General features: G+C 36.2%; 18 protein-coding genes. 2 read left to right on the forward strand and 16 right to left on the reverse strand.

Annotated features, from left to right (window positions below):
• Window positions 1-9: 9 nt before the first annotated feature.
• The 12 genes from HMPREF2818_RS09925 to pbp1b all read right to left on the reverse strand — a co-directional run bounded on the left by HMPREF2818_RS09925 (window position 10) and on the right by pbp1b (window position 16,401).
• Complete coding sequence (locus HMPREF2818_RS09925) at window positions 10-147, reverse strand: hypothetical protein (RefSeq protein WP_001867090.1); 138 nt, start codon at window positions 145-147, stop codon at window positions 10-12.
• A gap of 58 nt (window positions 148-205) precedes the next feature.
• Window positions 206-412 carry a helix-turn-helix transcriptional regulator gene (locus HMPREF2818_RS06810; RefSeq protein WP_000798242.1) on the reverse strand — a complete coding sequence of 69 codons (207 nt, stop codon included), beginning with the start codon at window positions 410-412 and terminating at the stop codon, window positions 206-208.
• Window positions 413-562: 150 nt separating this feature from the next.
• Window positions 563-1,756 carry an acetate kinase gene (locus HMPREF2818_RS06815; protein WP_000047535.1) on the reverse strand — a complete coding sequence of 398 codons (1,194 nt, stop codon included), beginning with the start codon at window positions 1,754-1,756 and terminating at the stop codon, window positions 563-565.
• A gap of 31 nt (window positions 1,757-1,787) precedes the next feature.
• Window positions 1,788-2,762 (reverse strand): class I SAM-dependent methyltransferase, encoded by a 975-nt coding sequence (locus HMPREF2818_RS06820; protein ID WP_001008570.1) that lies wholly within the window; start codon window positions 2,760-2,762, stop codon window positions 1,788-1,790.
• Between the two features lie 114 nt (window positions 2,763-2,876).
• The gene (gene comGG / locus HMPREF2818_RS06825) at window positions 2,877-3,248 is read right to left on the reverse strand and encodes a competence type IV pilus minor pilin ComGG (RefSeq protein ID WP_000601104.1); all 372 of its coding nucleotides are present in this window, start codon (window positions 3,246-3,248) and stop codon (window positions 2,877-2,879) included.
• Window positions 3,226-3,681: a competence type IV pilus minor pilin ComGF gene (comGF, locus tag HMPREF2818_RS06830; protein WP_000793378.1), complete on the reverse strand. Its 456-nt coding sequence runs from the start codon at window positions 3,679-3,681 to the stop codon at window positions 3,226-3,228. The genes comGG and comGF overlap by 23 nt, the downstream gene beginning before the upstream one ends.
• Entirely contained in the window at window positions 3,678-4,721 is a 1,044-nt protein-coding gene (gene comGB / locus HMPREF2818_RS06835) for a competence type IV pilus assembly protein ComGB (protein WP_223295592.1), read from the reverse strand. The genes comGF and comGB overlap by 4 nt, the downstream gene beginning before the upstream one ends.
• Complete coding sequence (gene comGA, locus HMPREF2818_RS06840) at window positions 4,615-5,586, reverse strand: competence type IV pilus ATPase ComGA (protein ID WP_000250808.1); 972 nt, start codon at window positions 5,584-5,586, stop codon at window positions 4,615-4,617. The genes comGB and comGA overlap by 107 nt, the downstream gene beginning before the upstream one ends.
• 172 nt (window positions 5,587-5,758) lie before the next feature.
• Window positions 5,759-6,124 (reverse strand): DUF1033 family protein, encoded by a 366-nt coding sequence (locus HMPREF2818_RS06845; RefSeq protein WP_000285373.1) that lies wholly within the window; start codon window positions 6,122-6,124, stop codon window positions 5,759-5,761.
• 113 nt (window positions 6,125-6,237) lie between these two features.
• Complete coding sequence (gene rpoC / locus HMPREF2818_RS06850; protein ID WP_000228729.1) at window positions 6,238-9,888, reverse strand: DNA-directed RNA polymerase subunit beta'; 3,651 nt, start codon at window positions 9,886-9,888, stop codon at window positions 6,238-6,240.
• Window positions 9,889-10,004: 116 nt separating this feature from the next.
• Window positions 10,005-13,580, reverse strand: a complete 3,576-nt coding sequence (gene rpoB / locus HMPREF2818_RS06855) for a DNA-directed RNA polymerase subunit beta (protein WP_000907192.1) — start codon at window positions 13,578-13,580, stop codon at window positions 10,005-10,007.
• Window positions 13,581-14,103: 523 nt separating this feature from the next.
• The gene (gene pbp1b / locus HMPREF2818_RS06860) at window positions 14,104-16,401 is read right to left on the reverse strand and encodes a penicillin-binding protein PBP1B (RefSeq protein WP_000472390.1); all 2,298 of its coding nucleotides are present in this window, start codon (window positions 16,399-16,401) and stop codon (window positions 14,104-14,106) included.
• 110 nt (window positions 16,402-16,511) lie between these two features.
• On the opposite strand from pbp1b, the gene tyrS reads away from it, so the two are divergent.
• Together tyrS and HMPREF2818_RS06870 are read left to right on the forward strand one after the other, a co-directional pair.
• Window positions 16,512-17,771: a tyrosine--tRNA ligase gene (gene tyrS / locus HMPREF2818_RS06865; protein WP_001019849.1), complete on the forward strand. Its 1,260-nt coding sequence runs from the start codon at window positions 16,512-16,514 to the stop codon at window positions 17,769-17,771.
• 578 nt (window positions 17,772-18,349) lie between these two features.
• The gene (locus tag HMPREF2818_RS06870; protein ID WP_000777424.1) at window positions 18,350-19,381 is read left to right on the forward strand and encodes a DNA/RNA non-specific endonuclease; all 1,032 of its coding nucleotides are present in this window, start codon (window positions 18,350-18,352) and stop codon (window positions 19,379-19,381) included.
• 211 nt (window positions 19,382-19,592) lie between these two features.
• Here the strand turns inward: HMPREF2818_RS06870 and HMPREF2818_RS06875 are convergent, their stop codons facing one another.
• The 4 genes from HMPREF2818_RS06875 to ispE all read right to left on the reverse strand — a co-directional run bounded on the left by HMPREF2818_RS06875 (window position 19,593) and on the right by ispE (window position 22,488).
• Window positions 19,593-20,405: a metal ABC transporter permease gene (locus tag HMPREF2818_RS06875; protein ID WP_000923270.1), complete on the reverse strand. Its 813-nt coding sequence runs from the start codon at window positions 20,403-20,405 to the stop codon at window positions 19,593-19,595.
• The gene (locus HMPREF2818_RS06880; protein WP_001269501.1) at window positions 20,395-21,105 is read right to left on the reverse strand and encodes a metal ABC transporter ATP-binding protein; all 711 of its coding nucleotides are present in this window, start codon (window positions 21,103-21,105) and stop codon (window positions 20,395-20,397) included. The genes HMPREF2818_RS06875 and HMPREF2818_RS06880 overlap by 11 nt, the downstream gene beginning before the upstream one ends.
• Window positions 21,106-21,107: 2 nt before the next feature.
• Window positions 21,108-21,551: a zinc-dependent MarR family transcriptional regulator gene (locus tag HMPREF2818_RS06885; protein ID WP_000217076.1), complete on the reverse strand. Its 444-nt coding sequence runs from the start codon at window positions 21,549-21,551 to the stop codon at window positions 21,108-21,110.
• An 85-nt stretch (window positions 21,552-21,636) separates the two neighbouring features.
• The gene (gene ispE, locus HMPREF2818_RS06890) at window positions 21,637-22,488 is read right to left on the reverse strand and encodes a 4-(cytidine 5'-diphospho)-2-C-methyl-D-erythritol kinase (RefSeq protein WP_001217846.1); all 852 of its coding nucleotides are present in this window, start codon (window positions 22,486-22,488) and stop codon (window positions 21,637-21,639) included.
• Between the last annotated feature and the right edge of the window lie 122 nt (window positions 22,489-22,610).

The following is a 22,610-nucleotide window of genomic DNA, read 5'->3' on the forward strand; positions in this document are numbered from 1 at the left end:
CATCAGCTATTATATCGTTTTCTTCAATGAAGCATAGCGATAAATAGCAAAAATAGACATCGCAATACTAATACTAATAGTAATGATAAAAACATATTGCTGGTAAACGTTTGGTGGACAAAAATCAATAGTCCACATCCTTGACATATTACAGATTAACTTTTAACCTTTTGTCTTTTGTGGACTGTATTTTTCCATTAAAATCCTATCCTCTTTCACTTTCTGTATAAATAAAAACTTCCTCAATTTGTTTATCAAAATAACGCGCTATCTTAAATGCTAGCTCCAAAGATGCCGTGTATTTCTCTTTTTCTAGAGAAATAATAGTTTGCCTAGTAACTCCAAGTGCAACTGCAAGTTCTGCTTGACTTAATTTCCTAGATTTTCGTAACTTTTGTAGAGAATTTTTCATATCTTACACCTTTTTGTATAGTTAACTTTACATTTATAGTATAGTTAACTATACATTTTTTGTCAAGTACATTTTACATACCTGTTCAAAAAACAAAAAAGTTGATAGTTAAACTATCAACTTTTCTGGTCTTATCAATTTTTTGATAACTTATTTAGCTTTAAGGCGCTCAACGTCACGCGCAATCATTAATTCTTCATCAGTAGGAATAACTAAAACCTTCACTTTTGAATCTGGTTTTGTGATATCTCCAAAATAACCAAAAACATTTTTTTCTGGATCAAGTTCAATGCCAAACCATGATAATCCTGCGATAACATCTTGACGCATTAATGGCGCATTTTCTCCCATACCTGCAGTAAAAATAATAGCATCCGCGCCATTTAATACTGCCAAGTATTGTCCAATAAATTTCTTAATACGGTCAATAAAGACATTATAGGCTAACACTGCATTTGGATCTTTACTTTGAAGACCTGCTTCAATATCTCGCATATCACTTGAAGTTCCTGATACTCCAAGCAATCCTGATTGTTTGTTAAGCATATTAACAACAGCTGCTGCATCTTCCAATTCTGAATCATTAGCTACAAGATAAGGGATAATCGCAGGATCAATGTCTCCTGAACGTGTTCCCATCATTGGTCCTGCAAGTGGTGTGAATCCCATTGATGTATCAATAGACTGTCCATGATAATTTGCTGTAATAGAAACACCATTACCCACATGTGCTGTGATTAATTTTAATTCTTCTAAAGGACGTCCTAATTGCTTAGCTGCTTCTTGTGCAACGTATTGGTGGCTTGTCCCGTGTGCACCGTATTTACGTACTTTATAATCAGTATAGTACTTTTGTGGGATTGGATATAAGTAGGTATGAGGTTGCATTGTTGTATGGAAGGCTGTATCAAATACACATACACTCGTGATATCTGGTAAGATTTCTCTAAACGCACGAATCCCTGCTGCAGCTGCTGGGTTGTGGAGTGGAGCTAAAGCTGATAATTCTTCAACCTGTTCTACAACTTTATCATCTACTAAAGCAGACTCTTTAAAATATTCACCACCAGCAACGACACGATGACCAACACCTGTAATTTCATTAAAGTCTTTGATAATACCATGTTTTGTTAGATCTTCTAAAAGAATTTTAACAGCTTGGGTATGATCTACGATATCTAAAATTTGTTCATCTTTTTTATCGTCAAATTTTACAGTCGAAATAGAATCTTTCAAACCAATACGTTCGATAATCCCTTTGGCAACTACTTTCTCCTCTGGCATTTCATATAATTGCCATTTCAAACTTGAACTTCCAGCATTAATTGCTATTGTTTTTGACATAATTTACCTCTCTAAAGCGTTTTCACAATCTCTATTCTATCATATTTTTTGAGTAATGACTATTTTCTCTGCTCCATTTTTGAAAATTTTCAATGAAGTTTGCCATATTCTCACGATTTTGCAAATCTGTCAGCGGATATACAAAGGTTTCTGGTTTTTGTTCTGCTTGCTTCTTGAGAACAAATATAGATTTCGCATTTTGACGACTTCCAAAAATAGTTTCTGGTAGAGTTAAAACGGCAATGACATCTGCATATCCTTTTAACCACTCCTTCAGCAAATCACTTTGTGGACTTGTTAAAAGGTTTTCGGGTGCTAAAAATATAGCGATTCCATCTTTTTTCAAATATTTAAGAGATTGCTCCATCAATAGATGGTGAGCATAGGTGTGCTCTTTAGAACTTGATACAGCATATCGTTTAGCAATATCATCATTAGGATAATAGCCAATTGGTAAATCACTAATGATTACATCGCTTTCTTTCAAAATTTGTGGTCTAACGGCATCCTCTTGGATAAATTGGGCACTAGAACCTATAATTTCAGCAATGCTTGCTGATAGATCAATCAAAAGATCATCAACTTCAATGCCCATATAATTTAACTCTTTCGAGCTGTTATTGAGGAGAGTCTGAGCTAAATTCCCAGTTCCACTTCCAATTTCCAAGACATCCACTGTCTCTTGACTCGTTAATTCTTCCAAAAGAAATAACAAGATAAAACCAATACTATCTGGCGTAAACTGATGATTAGCTTGTAATTGCTCTGTTTGCGCAGATTTGATAAAAATGAACTGGAAAGTGCGACGCCATTCTTCTTGACTTAAGTCAAGTTGACGTAATTTTTGGTTATTCACCACAACAATATCTAAATCACAACTTGAACCAAGGTAATAAGAGTTCTGTTCAATTAAGGCATCATAAATATGAGTTTTTAATTGGTTCTCAATCGTTTGGATATTTTCTAAAATCAGCTCATAGGCTGTCTCAATTTTTTCAAAATTCATGATTTCCTCCAGAATTTATCATAACAAAAAAGACAGCATCTGAAAAGAGAAGCAAACAAAAATCCTGTTTTTAAGCAAAAGCTTGTCTTACTAATATTTCATCACTGTATATTTTTAATGTTTATGGCTTGCTTTATTATCATTAGACTTGAGAGGTACTTGGAGAGTGTCTGTTTTACGATAAAACTTATGGTTATAGTTTCCTCCCTTATCCAATGTAACCTTAACTTGTAAATAGTTCCCTTCTTGGAGGTATGAAGCATATCCTCCTGTAAAATAACATTTTCCTGATATGGAGTCACCTTCTATTGTTTTATAAGCTAACTGCGCTGTTAAATAAGCTTTACTTGCTTCAATTTGGCTATGATACTGTCTTTCTGTTGCCAATATTCTTGCTAGATAAAACTGTAAGACGAGTGTAAATACAGCAGCCAATACAATAGCTTGCAAAAGGATGCCAGCTTTAAGTTTCTTCTTTAAAATCATAGTAAAATGTCCTTTTTAACCCGTCCTTAAAATAAAAAACAAGTTTTACCATACTTTTGGTTTGACTCATTTGACAATTGTCTAACCCATAAACCATTGGTTGATAACCTCGACCATCATAACCTGTCTTACGGAAATCATCTTTATTAGATTTGCCAAAGGTTACAATCTTATCTTGCTTACGTAAATAAAGTTTGTTCTGTCTTAAATATTCCAAGTGAGCGCCTTCGAATTCTGCATTTAGTTGCTGAGTTAATAACACCCATTCAGACTGACTGGAAGAAGACATCACTACTATCTGTTGAGCCAACAATTTTGTCAGTCCTTGATAAACTAGTAAAGCTCCTGTGATTGTAACCAATGCTACCAAACATTCTAAAAGTGTAAATGCTTTAACCTTCTTATCCTTACATTTTAACAATAAATTTTTCATGATAATATCTCCATATTTTGATACATTGGTAACAGCATTGCTGCATAAATCATAACAATGATAAGAGCTACAAAAATAAAAATAACAGGTTGGATTAACTGGGTCGCTCTAGCTAATTTTGTAAAAAAATCCTCCCACTTCTCATCAGCATATATATCTAACTCTGTTCCTAATTTCGCCTTAACTTGGCCATATTCAATCATTAAACTAAGCTCAGTTAAGAAAAACGGATAGTCTAATACTTTTTGGTGAAATGCTTTACCTGATAGAAAACCTTCTTCCATGTCATATCCTATTTCCCTAAAAAGTTTGGATTTCTGATTTTGCATTACTTTAACAATTTGGTCCAATTCAACACCTTGACTTAATAAATTTCCCCACTCACGGGCATAGTAAGCAGTTAAATAAAGCTTAACATATGATCCAACTAAGGGAATTGTTGTTAAAAAACAAGCTACTTTAATACGCGACAATCGCTTTTGAACAATATAAAATATTAAACTAAAAATAAGTACAACTGCTAAAAGTAATAAGAAAATATTCGGCACATTTGTAATCAGGCTAGTTGCAAAATTATTTTCTCCTAATTGGGGCATTAAATAATGCCTAAGACCAATCATAATTAGCACCAGAAAAGTCAATAATATCAATGGGTAAGTAGCTACTTCTATTACTTTTTTTCTAACTAACAAAAGATTAGCTAAATAAGACTCAATCTTTAGTAGGCTCCTTGAAATGTTACCATGCAAATCAGCTAATGCAACCTGTGTGATAACAGTGTCAGAAAAACCTAACTCTCCTAACATTTTTGATAAATCTTTTCCCTCTAATAATGCCTTATTCATCCTATCTGTATAATAATCAGACAATAACTTACTCCTCTTTAAGAAGGTGACCATATCAGTTAAAGAAAAACCACTAGCAAAAAGATTATTAAAAAGTTGGACTACTTTCCGTTGTTTCTTGAGGGATAATTTTTTCGACTTGTGCCTGTTTCTTACTGATATGTCCTTCTTCAGCCAAGATATCCACTTGTCTATTCCACTTGTCTGATGAGTGTTTTTTAAAGTTACCTGTCTCAAAGTCAATTAGGCTTCCTCCTCCAATTAAACGTTGATATGCTATTAATTTTAGACTATTTTCTAACTCTTGATAGTTAACCCCTAATTCTATAAGCCTATCATAGACTCCGGAAATACTTTTAGCATGAATAGTAGAAAAAACCATCACTCCCGTTAAACTTGCACGAATAACAGCACGGGCCGTCGCTTGATCTCTAATCTCTCCGATAATTAAAATATCTGGACGATGCCGTAAAGACAGTTTGATTAAAGCATCATAAGTCATTCCAATATCCTCATTCAATTGGAGTTGTAACATCTTGTCATTCTTGATTTCTACCGGATCTTCAATCGTGATAATTTGCTTATTTTTAAATACTTCTGAAGCTAATTGATACATGAGAGTTGTTTTACCACTCCCCACAGGGCCGGAAAAAAGATATAGCCCTCTTGTACCCAGTACTTCCTTCATTTGCTTTATATTATCAAACCAATATTTTAAGTCCTGATGACCTGAATACAAAATACGAATAACTAAAGATTCTTGACCACGATAATCTCCCACACTCGATAGTCGTAATGAAACCAGTCTTCCCTCTGACAGTTCATAGTCACAAGAACCTAATTGACTTCGTCTTTTTTCTCCAACGTTCATGCCTGCCACAAATTTAAAGTGACTAATAAGACTAGCCATCCTATTAAACTCAAAAACATCAATAAACCGCCTTTCATCATCAATACGCATATAGAGTTCATAACAATCACCTTTGGGAATGATATAAATATCTTGAGCATTTACTTCTACTGCCTGATGAATGACTTGCTTTGCTAATGATTGAACCATCCCGTACCTCCTTAACCATATATTCGAAAATAAAATAAAAAAATCTCACCAATTGGTGAGATTTTTTCAATGATTTCTTGAGAGGTAGTAACATAAATATTATGAAGCAGAGGCTGAACAAACCTATTATAACCCCATAAAAACTATTTAACTTTTTTTAAACTACTTTTAATTACAAATTTAAAGAACATGCCGATGGCAACTCAGCTATCTTATTAAATACTTCAAATCGCTCAATAGATTCTTCCTTAGGAATTTCTTGCCATTCTTTCAATAACATTAAGGAATGATACTGTTGGAGGTACTCATCACATTCTTCACACCAACGTTTTTCTTTTATACTCCAAAACGTTGCCAACAAACTAGACTTACTTTGAAAATAAGGCCACTTTTCCTGTCCCCTATCCCACTCCTCTTGAAAATAGAGCAAAGCTTCTGATAAGGTATCATACTCAGCAATTTCAGTAATATCTTCCTCCCAACCTTCAATAAACCACCATGGTTCCCAATCACCAAACATTTTTACAACTTGATACATAATACACTTCCTTTAGAGAGTATTATATAAAAAATAAGAATAAAATAAAAAATATCTGCTCATTCCAAATTCTTGTAAAAAAAGAACCTGAGTTAAACTCAAGTTCTTTTTGATTAATCTTCTGTTGTAGGTGTTGATACTTCCGTAACTTCTGCATCAACAGGAGTTCCTTCAATAATCTCAACTTCATTAACAGCAAGTGGTTCAATATTACGGTAACGAGCCATACCAGTACCCGCTGGAATGATTTTACCGATAATAACATTTTCTTTAAGACCAAGTAAGTGATCTTTCTTACCACGGATAGCAGCATCTGTAAGGACACGTGTTGTTTCTTGGAAGGATGCAGCTGATAAGAATGAATTAGTTTCAAGGGAAGCCTTAGTAATACCCATAAGGACAGGACGGCTTGTCGCAGGGATTCCACCAGAAATAACAATATCTTTGTTAGCATCTGTAAAGTCTGAAATATCCATAAGTGTACCTGGAAGAAGATCTGTATCTCCTGGATCCATGACACGAACTTTACGGAGCATTTGACGAACCATTACCTCAACGTGTTTATCTCCGATTTCTACCCCTTGGCTACGGTAAACTTTTTGTACTTCAGCAAGTAGGTACGTTTCAACAGATAAAGTATCACGAACTTCAAGGAGACGTTTTGGTTGGATAGATCCTTCAGTTAAGGCCGCACCACGAGCTACTTCATCACCAACTTCAACTTTCATACGTGCTGTAAATGGAACAACGTATTCTCCCTCACCTGTCTGACCTTTAACGAATACTTTCTTAGTACGTGTTGAAGAGTCTTCTTCAATTGCAACGACTTCACCCTTAACTTCAGTAATAACTGCCTCACCTTTAGGGTTACGTGCTTCAAAGATTTCTTGGATACGTGGGAGACCTTGTGTAATATCAGTATTTGAAGCAACACCACCGGTATGGAAGGTACGCATTGTAAGCTGTGTCCCTGGTTCACCGATAGATTGAGCTGCAATAGTACCAACTGCTTCACCAACCTCAACAGCATCACCTGTTGCCAAGTTAATACCGTAACAGTGACGACAAACACCATGGCGAGTGTTACATGTAAATACTGATCGGATAGTTACTTCCTCAACGCCCGCTTTAACAACTTTAGCAGCCATATCTTCAGTAATTAAGGTATCTGCACCAACGAGAATTTCACCTGTCTCAGGATGTTTGATTGACTTCTTAGTATAACGTCCTATCAAACGCTCTTCAAGTGTCTCAGTAACCTCTTTACCATCTGTAATTGCTGTGATTGTCAAACCGCGGTCTGTTCCACAGTCATCTTCACGAATAATAACATCTTGGGCAACGTCAACCAAACGACGAGTAAGGTAACCTGAGTCGGCTGTCTTAAGGGCCGTATCAGTCATACCTTTACGCGCACCGTGAGTTGAGAAGAACATTTCCAAAACACTAAGACCTTCACGGAAGTTTGATAAGATTGGCAATTCCATGATACGTCCATTAGGAGCAGCCATCAAACCACGCATACCGGCAAGTTGTGAGAAGTTTGAGATGTTACCACGAGCTCCTGAGTCCATCATCATAACGATAGGGTTCTTTGGATCTTGTGTCTCAATAAGACGTTTTTCAAGTGCTTCTTTAGCTTCACGCCATGTTGTTGTAACAGCAACATAACGATCTTCTTCAGTCATCAAACCTCGACGGAAGGCTTTATTGATATCTTCAACTCTGTGGTGAGCTGCATCAATAATCTCAGCTTTATTGTCAATAACTGGGATATCAGCAATACCCACAGTCAAACCAGCAAGTGTTGAATGATAATATCCAAGGTCCTTCAAACGGTCAAGGAAAGCAGAAGTTTCTGTTGTACGGAAACGTTTAAAAGTTTCTGCGATAATATTACCAAGATTTTTCTTCTTAAAGGGAATATTAATCTCTAAGTTATCAATAACTGCTTGAATATCCTGACCTGGCTCTAAGAAGTATTTATCTGGAGTTTTTTCTGTCAAGTTTGCATTATTAGGTTCAATTAAGTACGGTAAATCTTCAGGCATGATATCGTTGAAGAGAATCTTACCAACTGTTGTAACCATGATTTTATGTTTTTGCTCTTCTGTCCAAGGCTTATTCGGCATTGAATCAACAGCGATACCAACACGTGTATGTAAATGAACATAACCATTTTGATATGCCATAACTGCTTCGTCATGATCTTTGAAAATCATGCCTTCACCTTCACGACCAGCATCTTCCATAGTCAGGTAGTAATTTCCTAAAACCATGTCCTGAGATGGTGTTACGACTGGCTTACCATCTTTAGGGTTAAGGATGTGCTCTGCAGCAAGCATCAAAAGACGAGCTTCTGCTTGGGCTTCTTCAGACAATGGAACGTGGATGGCCATTTGGTCTCCATCAAAGTCAGCATTGTAGGCCTCACATACAAGTGGGTGAAGACGAAGCGCCTTACCATCAATAAGGACAGGTTCAAACGCTTGGATACCTAATCTGTGAAGAGTAGGTGCACGGTTTAGAAGTACTGGGTGCTCTTTAATAACTTCTTCTAAGATGTCCCAAATACGCTCGTCCCCACGTTCAACCATACGTTTAGCTGCTTTAACGTTCCCTGCGAGGTCACGAGCAACGATTTCACGCATTACAAAAGGTTTGAAGAGCTCAATAGCCATTTCACGTGGTACACCACATTGGTACATTTTAAGTGTTGGACCAACAGCAATAACGGAACGTCCAGAGAAGTCAACACGTTTACCAAGTAAGTTTTGGCGGAAACGACCTTGTTTACCTTTAAGCATATGGCTTAATGATTTCAAAGGACGACTACCTGGTCCGGTAATTGGACGACCACGACGACCATTGTCGATAAGCGCATCAACAGCTTCTTGTAACATACGTTTTTCATTTTGAACGATGATGCCAGGAGCATTTAATTCCAACAAACGTGCCAAACGATTGTTACGGTTAATAACACGGCGGTAAAGGTCATTCAAGTCTGATGCCGCAAAACGACCACCATCTAATTGAACCATCGGACGAAGATCCGGTGGGATAACCGGTAAAATGTTAAGAACCATCCATTCTGGTTTATTTCCAGATTTTTTAAAGGCATCTAACACATCCAGACGACGAACTGCTTTCACACGTTTTTGACCTGTCGCTGATTTCAACTCCTCTTTAAGAACTGCGATTTCTGCATCTAAATCAACGCGTTTAAGAAGATCTTGAATGGCTTCAGCACCCATTTTAGCAACAAACGAACCGTAACCGTACTCTTGAAGTTTTTCACGGTATTCACGCTCAGTAAGGAGTGACTTCGGTTCTAATGGTGTGTCCATTGGATCGATAACAACATAAGCCGCAAAATAAATAACTTCTTCAAGGGCACGGGGACTCATATCCAACGTGAGTCCCATACGCGATGGGATACCTTTGAAATACCAGATATGAGATACTGGTGCTTTTAACTCGATATGTCCCATACGTTCGCGACGAACTTTTGCACGAGTTACTTCAACGCCACAACGGTCACAAATGATTCCTTTGTAACGAATACGTTTGTATTTTCCACACGCACATTCCCAATCTTTTGTTGGACCAAAAATAACTTCATCAAAAAGTCCTTCACGTTCTGGTTTCAATGTGCGGTAGTTGATTGTTTCAGGTTTTTTAACTTCACCATAAGACCATGAACGGACCTTACTTGGTGATGCTAATGTGATTTGCATACTTTTAAAACGATTTACGTCAACCACTAGTTTTACCTTTCTTCGATTTATCATCATACTAGCCTAACTAGGATTTCAATAAATCCTAGGACTAGCATTGCATATCAATTCTATATTCGCTCCTAGTTATAAACTAGATAAATTTAATCTTCTTGAACGACTTCAGATACTTGTTCAGCTTGTTTTTCTTCAGTTTCTTGTTTCACTCGCGCTTTTTCAAGGTCATCAACGTGCATCACATCATCATCTTCACCTTCATCAAGATCACGGAGTTCAACTTCGTTGTCATCTTCATCAAGGACACGCATATCAAGACCAAGTGATTGCAATTCTTTTACAAGAACACGGAATGATTCTGGAACACCTGGTTTTGGAATTGGCTTACCTTTTGTGATAGCTTCATAAGCTTTAAGACGTCCTGTAACATCATCAGATTTGTATGTTAAAATTTCTTGAAGAACATTTGAAGCACCATAAGCTTCAAGCGCCCAAACCTCCATCTCACCAAAACGTTGTCCACCAAATTGAGCTTTACCTCCAAGTGGTTGTTGAGTAACAAGTGAGTATGGTCCTACTGAACGGGCATGAAGTTTATCATCAACCATGTGGTGAAGTTTGATCATGTACATGACACCAACTGACACACGGTTATCGAATGGTTCACCAGTACGACCATCATAAAGAACAGTCTTAGCATCTGAATCCATACCTGCTTCTTGAACAGTTTCCCAAAGGTCTTCTGAAGAAGCCCCATCAAAGACTGGCGTTGCAATATGAATACCTAAATTACGAGCAGCCATACCTAAATGAAGCTCCATAACTTGTCCGATATTCATACGTGATGGCACCCCAAGTGGGTTCAACATGATATCAACTGGCGTTCCATCTGGTAAATAAGGCATATCTTCAACAGGAACAATACGTGAGACGACACCTTTGTTTCCGTGACGACCGGCCATCTTATCACCGACTTTGATTTTACGTTTTTGAGCGATATAAACGCGGACAAGCATATTAACACCTGATTGCAATTCATCACCATTTGCACGAGTAAAGATTTTAACGTCACGAACTACTCCATCGCCACCGTGAGGTACACGTAGCGAAGTATCACGAACTTCACGTGATTTATCACCAAAAATGGCATGCAAGAGACGTTCTTCAGCAGATAAGTCCTTTTCACCCTTAGGCGTTACCTTACCAACAAGAATGTCACCTTCTTTTACCTCAGCACCAATGCGGATAATTCCCATTTCATCGAGATCACGTAGTGAATCTTCACCAACATTTGGAATTTCACGAGTAATTTCTTCAGGCCCAAGCTTTGTATCACGCGTTTCAGATTCGAATTCTTCCAAGTGAACAGATGTATAGACATCTTCTTTCACAAGGCGCTCACTCATGATAACGGCATCCTCGAAGTTATAACCTTCCCAAGTCATATAAGCAACAACTGGGTTTTGTCCAAGAGCCATTTCACCATTTTCCATAGATGGTCCGTCGGCGATAAAATCACCTTTTTCAACGAGATCACCAACTTTAACTAAGGTACGTTGGTTATAAGCAGTACCTGAGTTTGAACGGCGGAATTTTTGAACATGATAAACATCAAGAGAACCATCTTCGCGACGCACTTCAACTTTTTCAGCATCTGAAAAAATAACACGACCGTCATGTTTAGCAATCACAGCTGCACCTGAATCGTGGGCTGCTTGATACTCCATACCAGTACCAACATATGGTGCTTTTGGATCAATCAATGGCACAGCCTGACGTTGCATGTTGGCACCCATCAAGGCACGGTTAGAGTCATCATTTTCCAAGAAAGGAATACATGCTGTTGCGACAGCAACTACTTGCTTAGGTGACACGTCAACAAAGTCAACAATGCTTGAAGGAAACTCTTGGTTATTACCTTGATGACGACCCATAACGATTTCTTCTGCAAATGTACCGTCTTCGTTAAGCTTAGAGTTGGCTTGTGCAACTGTAAATTCATCTTCTTCATCAGCAGTCAACCAAACAATTTCGTTCGTTACCGCACCAGTAGAACGATCTACTTTACGATATGGTGTTTGAATAAATCCATATTTATTGAGGTGTCCAAATGAAGATAAGTTATTAATCAAACCAATGTTTGGACCTTCAGGTGTTTCAATCGGACACATGCGCCCATAGTGGGTATAGTGCACATCACGAACTTCATATCCAGCACGGTCACGTGTCAAACCACCAGGTCCTAAGGCAGAGAGACGGCGTTTGTGCGACAATTCTGATAGAGGGTTGTGTTGGTCCATGAATTGTGACAGCTGTGATGAACCAAAGAATTCTTTAACAGCGGCAGTCACTGGACGAATGTTAATGATTTGTTGAGGTGTCAAGACTTCATTGTCTTGTACAGACATACGTTCGCGGACATTGCGTTCCATACGAGCAAGTCCAATACGGAATTGGTTCGCAAGCAATTCACCAACTGCACGAATACGACGGTTACCTAAATGGTCAATGTCATCTACCTTACCGATACCCTCTGCAAGGTTTAAGAAGTATGACATCTCTGCTAAAATATCTGCAGGAGTTAAGGCACGAACTTTATCTTCAGGATTTGAGTTTCCAACAATAGTAACAACACGGTCTGGATCAGTTGGAGCAACAACTTTGAATTTTTGAAGAATAACTGGTTCAGTAACTACAGCATAATCATTTGGTGTGTAGACAAACTTGTTTAAGTCTCCATCGATATGCTCTGCAATTGAATCAATGACATCTCGTGTCATAACAGTGCCAGCTTCAACAAGAATCTCTCCTGTTTCACCATCAACTAAATTTTCAGCGATTGTTTGGTTCAATAGGCGTGTTTTAAGATTCAGTTTTTTATTAATCTTATAACGACCAACAGCCGCTAAGTCATAACGACGTGGATCAAAGAAACGTGCAACTAAAAGACTACGTGAGCTGTCTGCAGTTTTTGGTTCACCTGGACGAAGACGTTCATAGATTTCTTTAAGTGCTTCATCTGTACGAGAATCACTTGGATTTTTATGAATGTCTTTTTCAATAGTATTGCGAACAAGTTCACTGTCACCAAAGATGTCAACAATTTCATCGTCTCCAGAGAAACCAAGTGCACGGACTAGTGTTGTGAATGGAATTTTACGTGTGCGGTCGATACGTGTATAAGCAATATCTTTTGCGTCTGTCTCAAGTTCCAACCAAGCTCCACGGTTAGGGATAACAGTTGACCCATAACCAACTTTTCCATTTTTATCTACCTTATCATTAAAGTAAACACCAGGAGAACGGACTAATTGTGAAACAATGATACGTTCACCACCATTGATGATGAAAGTACCCATTTCAGTCATAATTGGAAAATCACCAAAGAAAACTTCTTGAGTTTTAATTTCACCAGTTTCTTTATTAACTAAACGGAAAGTAACAAAAATAGGTGCTGAGTAGCTAGCATCATGGATACGAGCTTCTTCCAAAGTATATTTAGGTTCTTTTAATTCATAACCAACAAATTCAAGATCCATAGTATCTGTAAAGTTTGAAATTGGAAGTACATCCTCAAATACTTCTTTCAAGCCAGCATCAAGAAAATCTTGGAATGAATCAGTTTGAATTTCAATTAAGTTTGGTAAATCAAGAACTTCCTTAATTCTTGAAAAGCTACGACGTGTACGGTGTTTTCCGTACTGAACTTCATGTCCTGCCAAGTTTTTAGCTCCTTTTTAAAGATAGAGTGACTAAGTTTTTATCTCATAAAACTTAGTGAGTTTATTTCATTTGCTCGCCTAACAAGGACAAGCTTATAGATGTCGTTTGCGGTAATTTTCAGAAAGTTTAAAAATGTATTACAATAACCTTTTTTCTTAAAATTAGGCACAAAAAGAGCAGCTAAATCTCACTTTATCAAGTTGATTTAACTGCTGTATATCTAGGTCGGACAATATTTCAACCTAGACAGACGACAAATAGTTACATACATTATAACTTATTTTTACCAATAAATCAAGTTCTATTCTCTTGACTTCAAGGAAGCTTCTAAAATTTCAATTTGTTCATCAACACCCTTGAGTTTTAGCATAACACGATGATTTTTAAACATAGCATACTGGTGTTTTTCTAATTCTTTGAAAGAAGACTATACAAGAATTAAATCATATTATCTTGGAAAAAATAAAAGGAGAACAGATCACTCTATTCTCCTCAAATAAAACTATCAGTATCGTAAACCTGTTATCGTTTTCCACCCAAAGTAGACCAAGCTTTTTGATAATCACTATCAGTTCCCCCAATAGCAAAACGATAGGTCATCGTTCCAGGCCCATTTTTTGCCCAATAACTTGTTGTGCTTTCACCTCCAACAGTGATTCGACGACCGTTTACTGTTACTACACCTGGCTGTAAACCTGTAGACTTAAGAACTTTAGCTTTTATAACGCTATCATCAAGTCTAAACCTTTCTGACTTACCAAAAGTATTGCCATCTGCATTATTAATAGCATTAACCAAGTGAGCCATATAATTAGCATTATTATTGTAACCTGTCAATTTCGCTAAAGAGGCATTATTATCATGTCCTGCCCATCCACCTAAAGTCACTTTAGGTGTAGAAAGCATCAACCAAACATCAGAAGTTGAGTTAGTAGTACCCGTTTTTCCAATCCAATCTACCCCAGCTAAACCACTATTTAAACCTTGTAAGCGATTTTTAAAGGTTGTAGTCTTTCCGGAGTTAATTGGTCCATGTAATAGCTGCTGTAAGATAGTAGCTGTTGCTTTCGAAAAGACACGGACAGGTTTACTTTCGTGATTATAAATCACTTTCCCATTACTATCCTCTATACTTTCTATCATATACTGCTTATGATAAACACCACCATTTGCAATCATTTGATAAAGGTTTGTTTGCTGAGCAACTGACGTATCAATACCACCACCAAGTGGTAAACTTTCTATACCAAAGTTTTCAATTGGATAGTCTAATTTCTCCATATAGTTTTTTACATCAACGCCTCGATCTCGTAGCATCTTGTAAGTCCAGAAAGCTGGAATGTTCCAAGAAATGTCCAATGACTCTTGAAGGTTAACCATAGCAGTACCTTCTTCATCCGCATGCATAATCTTTTCGCCACTTGAATATGTCGTTGGATAATTTGAAAGAACACTACCGCTGCCTAACATCCCTTGATCAATAGCAATTCCGTAAGGTAATATCGGTTTAATACTTGACCCTGGAGAGCGTGCCGTATCAAAAGCATGGTTATTTTGATTCTCACTATAGTTACGACCACCAATAAATCCTATAATAGCACCACTAGAATTGTCCGTTAGTACATTTCCCATTTGAACCTTGCCAGTGCCATCATCTAACAACCCTCCGTATTGAGCTGCAGCATCCTGCATGGCTTGATAAACAGATTTATTGATAGTAGTTTTAATAGTATACCCTCCCTGTTGAATCTCTTCAATAGCGCGATGTCTGTACGTCGCTCTAGTCTCGTCATTTTTTAAATCATGCTCTGAAACATTATCCTTTTTAATGAGGTAATTGTACATCACTTTTTGAGCTTCAGATAATGCCGAGTAGTAGAGATAATCATGATGATTTGTTGTCGCCACTGCAGGTTTGATAAAATCTTTTTTGATGTCATAATCTTTGTAGGATTTGTACTCATCTTTGGTTAAAGCTCTCGTTCTATACATATTGTATAACACATTTTTTTGGCGCTTTATACCAAAACTAAGATCTTTATCTGATTTCAACTGGGCATCTGCAGTATAAGGAGAATATACGATAGGACTTTGCGGTAAACCTGCAAGGAAAGCTGCCTGAGGAATTGTTAAATCTTTTGCGGAAACTCCAAAAATCCCTTGTGCTGCTTCTTCAATACCTGCAATATTCTGTCCTTTGTTATTGCGACCAAACGGTGATACATTTAAATAATCTGATAAAATCGAATCCTTATCCATGTAACGCTCTAATGCTAGAGCATAAATAATTTCTTTTGATTTGCGTTTAAATGACGGATCATCTCCCAAAATTTGCTGCTTTAATAATTGTTGTGTCAGCGTTGAACCACCGCTACTCTCTCCAAACCCCAGAACAGATCCTGCTGCAGCACGTAGTACGGCTTTGGGAACTACACCTTTATGGTCATTGAAATTTTCGTCCTCTGTTGCAATGATAGCCTTTTTAATATTATCAGATATAGCATCCTTTGCCACTGGTGTACGTTGTAAATCAGTGTCAATCTCTGAAATTTGTGATTTATCAGAATAAGTTAACCTAGACACCCTAGTAAGTGTATTAACTTGTGTCACTAAACTATTTTTACTAGGTACTTTAACAGAGTCAACTTGACTAGCAAGATACCCTACTGCAAGTCCTACTCCGAGCATAACAAATAGTAAAATAATAACATAGATGAAATCTGATAAAAGCTTTACAATTCTTAAAAAAATAGAACCAAATTCAAGTGGTGTGTAATCACCTAATTTAGAACTATTCAACTTCTTATTACCTTTAAACATGAATAATACCTCATCCTACATTATATCAGATTTAATATAACTTGCATATCCTAAAGAGTTTTGATATAGTTGACATTGATACACAATAAGTTAATAATTAGGAGAAAAAGATGAATATTTTTGATGAACTCAAAGAACGTGGACTCGTTTTTCAGACAACTGACGAAGATGCTTTACGCAAAGCTCTTGAAGAAGGTTCTGTCTCTTACTATACTGGCTACGATCCTACGGCTGATAGCCTTCATCTTGGACATTTAGTTGCTATTTTAACCTCTCGTCGCTTACAACTTGCTGGTCACAAGCCTTATGCACTTGTGGGAGGCGCAACTGGACTTATTGGGGATCCTTCATTTAAAGATGTTGAGCGCAGTTTACAAACAAAGGAAACTGTAGTTAGTTGGGGTAATAAAATCCGCGGTCAATTATCTAATTTTCTAGAGTTTGAAACAGGTGATAACAAAGCTGTATTGGTAAATAATTATGATTGGTTCAGCAATATTAGTTTCATTGATTTCTTACGAGATGTTGGTAAATATTTTACTGTCAATTATATGATGAGTAAAGAATCTGTTAAAAAACGTATCGAAACAGGGATTTCCTATACTGAATTTGCTTATCAAATTATGCAAGGATATGACTTTTACGAATTAAATAAGAACTATAATGTCACTTTGCAAATTGGTGGTTCTGACCAATGGGGCAACATGACTGCTGGAACCGAACTTATTAGACGAAAATCAAATGGTGTATCTCATGTTATGACTGTTCCATTGATAACAGATTCTACAGGAAAAAAATTCGGAAAATCTGAAGGAAATGCTGTTTGGCTTGATGCTGACAAAACCTCTCCTTATGAAATGTACCAATTTTGGCTCAATGTTATGGATGCTGATGCCGTTCGCTTCCTTAAGATTTTTACATTCCTAAGCCTTAAAGAAATAGAAGATATACGTATTCAATTCGAGGAAGCACCTCACCAACGCTTAGCACAAAAAACACTAGCACGTGAAGTTGTAACTCTTGTTCATGGTGAAAAAGCTTATAAGGAGGCCGTTAATATCACGGAACAGCTATTTGCTGGCAATATAAAAGGATTGTCTGTTAAAGAGCTCAAACAAGGTTTACGTGGAGTACCAAATTATCACGTTCAGACGGAAGATAACCTCAATATCATAGACCTTCTAGTCACTTCAGGAGTTGTCAATTCTAAACGTCAAGCTCGAGAAGATGTCTCCAATGGAGCTATTTATATTAATGGAGATCGTATTCAAGATTTAGAATATACTATCTCAGAAAATGATAAGCTTGAAAATGAAATTACAGTCATTCGTCGTGGAAAGAAAAAATACTTTGTATTAAACTTTAAATAGACTTGAAGTGTAATCGATACTCTGATAATAATATTTCAAGACAATAAAAAGTGTAGTCAATTGACTACACTTTTTATTAATGAACAACATTCCTAAAGATACAACTTTTAAATTATAGTTATTATACATGACTACCTTATTTTTATTAAGAAATAACACCAAACAAACAGCTTAGAATTTTTACCATAGAGTAAATAGTTATCGAAAAAATATACATATCTAATACCCACAATTTTTTCATAAAAACAACAAATATCGTCTGTCTAACCCCAACGAATTTATTCTAACCTTTACATGTTATAAATCAAGAAAACATGATTAGAATACCTTAACTTTGTAATCAAAATCAGCTAAAGAAATAATCCATTAGAAAATCTAATAAAATAACAAATCATATAAAAATTATTATGTAATAACAGTATATCTATAACATTTAACTTTAATAACTATCTAGTTAAATAACATAATATCCAAAAAAACATTAACTAGTTATGTTTTTTTATTACTTTTCCCAATAAAATGATAAAATTATACTTGTGAAAGGCCTTCACAAATATCATTTAGAAGGGTTTAGGTTTATGAAATTATCTAAACAATTATACAAATCACTCCCACTATTAACTGTCGTGCTATGCGTTGGGGCATTACAACAGAATGTTGAAGCTAAGGCTAAACATTATAAGACGACATCCCATGTTGAGACACAGTATGTAAGTACTTCTTCAAAAAAAATCTTACCATTTACTCATAATAAACAAATCAAGGTAGGTCCATTAGATAACTTAGGCAGAGCAACATATTCTCACATACAATTGAGGGATGCAGATGAGCCTAAGATAAAAAGAGAAAGACTGACGTATAATCCAACCGGTTGGCACAACTACAAATTTACTACTGAAAAGGGTAAAACAACTTGGCTTATGGACCGAGGTCACCTCGTTGGTTATCAATTTTCAGGAATGAACAATGTTCCTGAGAACCTAGTTACTATGACCAAATATCTAAATACAGGATTTAGCGAAAATAATCCTGATGGTATGTTATACTACGAAAATAGATTAGATAGTTGGTTGGCAAATCATAAAAATTTCTGGCTTGATTACAAAGTGACTCCAATATACGAAGGAAACAATTTAGTACCTAGCCGAGTTGAACTTCAGTATGTTGGAATTGATAAACAAGGAAAACTTCTAGAAATCAAATTAGGCGGCGGCAAAGAACAGACTGATGAATACGGCGTCACAACTGTTACATTAGAAAATACGTCTCCACTCGCAAAAATTGATTACAAAACTGGTATGCTAATCAAAGAAGATGGGAAACAGGCAGAAGAAGGTGAAGATCCAAATAGCGATGCTGATGAAAACGAAGCAGCTATTGAAAGTGCATCTGATATAGAAGAAAATACTAACACTAATACTTCTGAATCAGATACAAATAATGTAGCTCCCAAAAATAGAATCGTCTACGTTGCAAATAAGGGTCGTTCAAATACTTATTGGTATAGTTTAGAAAACATAAAAAATGCAAATACCGCTAATATCGTTCAAATGACTGAACAAGAAGCGTTAAATCAACACAAACATCACAGCACTACTGAAGCACAATAATTACAATTTACTGCCGGCAAAATTGCCGGTAGTATTTTTTATCCTAAAACGCAAAAATAGATTCACATTGCCCCTTCTATCAACTTAAGCCAGAAAACTTAGTAGATACCTCATCGAGATAATTTCTCAACTGATCCCTCATAAAATATATTCGAAAAAAAACAGGGAGATAAATAAAAAATCTATCCTAGAATAAGATAGATTTTTTTATTTAACGTTTGCGAAGCAAGCCTACTAAGCTAACTAATAGGAAAATGCCAATAAAAATCATCGTTATTGTTGCACTAGCAGGTGTCTCCCAATAATACGAAAGGAAAATACCAGCTACCATTCCCACAAATCCAATTAACATACCCAGAAAAATAACAGTTTTAAAATTTCGACCTAACCGCATAGCAATACTAGCTGGTAAAACCATAATAGTTGACACCAATAGAGCACCTGCGGCAGGAATTGTTAATGCAATAGCAATACCTGTAACAACATTGAACAAAATAGACATTGTACGCACAGGCAATCCATCTACAAAAGCTGTATCCTCATCAAACGTTAATATATACATTGGTCTAATAAACAGGATGGTTAAAATAAAAGTGATTAATGCAATAACAAACAAAGCAATCACTTGTTCCTTCCCAATAGTGATAATAGAACCAAATAAATACTGTTCAAGACTGACATTACCAACATTATGAGCTTTACTCATAACGATTAAAGATATAGCCAACCCCATCGACATCAGGATAGCAGTTGATATTTCCATATAATGTTTGTATACAGTACGCAAATACTCTAATACAACTGCCGCCAAAGTAACAACGAAAATAGTTGACCATGTAGGCGAGATACCTAAAACAACGCCTAATGCAACACCGGCTAAGGAAACGTGGCTCAAAGTATCACTCATCAAACTCTGACGACGTAAAATTAGGAAGATGCCTAAAATTGGAGCAAAAATACTAATAGCCACAACTGCTAAGAGCGCTCGTTGCATAAAATCATAGGAAAGCATATCAAGTAGCATCAGATTCAACCTCCATTTCGTTTGTATGGACATTGAAACAACGCCATGGTAAAGATTGGTTCCTAACAAGATGAATATTTCGGTCAGCATACCCCTTTACTTCATCAGGATCGTGAGTAATCATCAAAACAGACTTACCATGCTTATGAGCATTATGATGCATTAACTCATAAAATTTCTCAGTAGTCCCTGCGTCCATACCAGTTGTTGGCTCATCCAATACAAAAATATCTGGATCAGAAGCAAACATCCTAGCAATGACAGCCCTCTGCTTTTGACCGCCAGATAAACTTCCTATCTTTTTATGGCGATTATCCCACATACCAACAGCTTCTAAACTAACCCTAATATGTTCTTCATCATGTTTAGTCAGTCTTCTAAACCAACCATTTCTAGGGTATCGTCCAGATTTCACAAATTCATAAACTGACGATGGAAAGCCAGCGTTAAAACTTGCAATCTGTTGAGGTAAATAGGCAATACGTAATTTTTTTCCTTCTTTGTTTTCTTTAGAGATATTAACTGTACCCACTTTGGGCGTTAAAATACCTAAAGTAGCCTTTATTAAAGTTGATTTAGCAGCCCCATTTTCACCTGTTAAGGTAACAAACTCCCCACTGTCTAAATGGTAATTAACCCCTTCCAGCACAGGATCGCTATCATACTGAAAAGTAAGACCACTAACTGTAATATATCGCATGATTACCCTTCTAATTCTCTAGAGAAAAGATCAAGAAAACGTTCTAAAACGACCTTTTCGTCCTTTGAAAAATGATTTACTAATCTTCCGTAAACCCCTAACGTATTGTCATGATGATGTGTGTGTTCATCTGCAATGGGTTTAGCAAGTTCAGATAACTCAAAATAAGTAATACGAGCATCTTTAGAATCTTTATTCGCTTTCAACATATCCTGAGAAATTAAACTTTTTACTGCTTTAGTTACAGCTGCCTGACTAATATTTAACTTCTTAGCTAAATCAGAATTTGTCAACTGCTCTTGTGATAAAAGCATCAGAATGTGTTCTTGCGTATTAGTCAATTTTACATCACTTTGACAAGTACCAAACAATAATTCATGTTGATTTTCTGCTTTAAGCAAGATTTGACTCACTAAATGGTCTAATTTTTGTTCTAAAACTGTCATATATACCTCTTTTTTGTTAACCAGTAAATTATATCACGAAGATATAGAAGAATCAATCATAGATAGGTGAAGAAGGTAAAACCTTTTATCTCAACAACCTAACTTTATAAACTTCTTTGCAAAAACCTTTCATACTATTAAAAACACGATCAGCTTTTTTCTCTGTAGAACACATTGAAAAAACAGTTGGTCCACTTCCTGTCATTAATGCAACATCGGCTCCAGAATTTAACATACGTTCTTTTATTGTACTTATAACTGGATTTTTAGTAATTGTAATATCCTCGAGTGAATTTCCCATAGATTTGACCATTAACTGATAATCTGATGACAAAATAGCAGACTTTAATAAATCAATATCAACTCTGCTTATAGACTTACAATCAATATCTCTAAAAATGGATTTAGTTGAAATACCAAAATCCGGCTTAACCAGAACTATCCAACATGGTCTCAATGTCGGTAAGGGTTTAACAATTTCACCTTTACCTAATACTAACGAACATCCCCCACCAAGACAATAAGGAACATCACTACCAATTTTAAAACCAATAGCAACCATTTCGTCATAGTCCATTTGAAGATTCCATAATCGATTAAGAGCTCTTATTGTAGCAGCAGCATCAGTAGAACCACCCCCCAGTCCTGCACAGACAGGAATGGATTTTTCTAATCTAATATGAACACCTTTATTAATACCATATTGATTTTTGATTATATCTGCAGCTTTAAACACATCATTATCATTATTTAAAGGCATTTTGCTACTATCAGAATCGATAACAATACAATCTTCCTTTAGCTCAGAAATGGTAACGTAGTCATTAAGATCAATACTAACCATAATCATAGCTAATTCATGATAACCATCGTCACATCGTCCTTTAATATCTAATCCTAAATTAAGTTTGGCAGGAGCTTTCTCAAAAATTCTCATAAAACCTCCCTAATAAAATATAGAATATCCATATTATAACATAACAAATGACAAATTCGGACAATTAAGATGTTAGCCAATCTTAAGGATAATAATTCCAATAAAAAAAGGCTAACCAAAGT

Origin of the sequence: Streptococcus sp. HMSC076H09 (assembly GCF_001811765.1) — a bacterium.
Lineage (GTDB): Bacteria > Bacillota > Bacilli > Lactobacillales > Streptococcaceae > Streptococcus > Streptococcus agalactiae.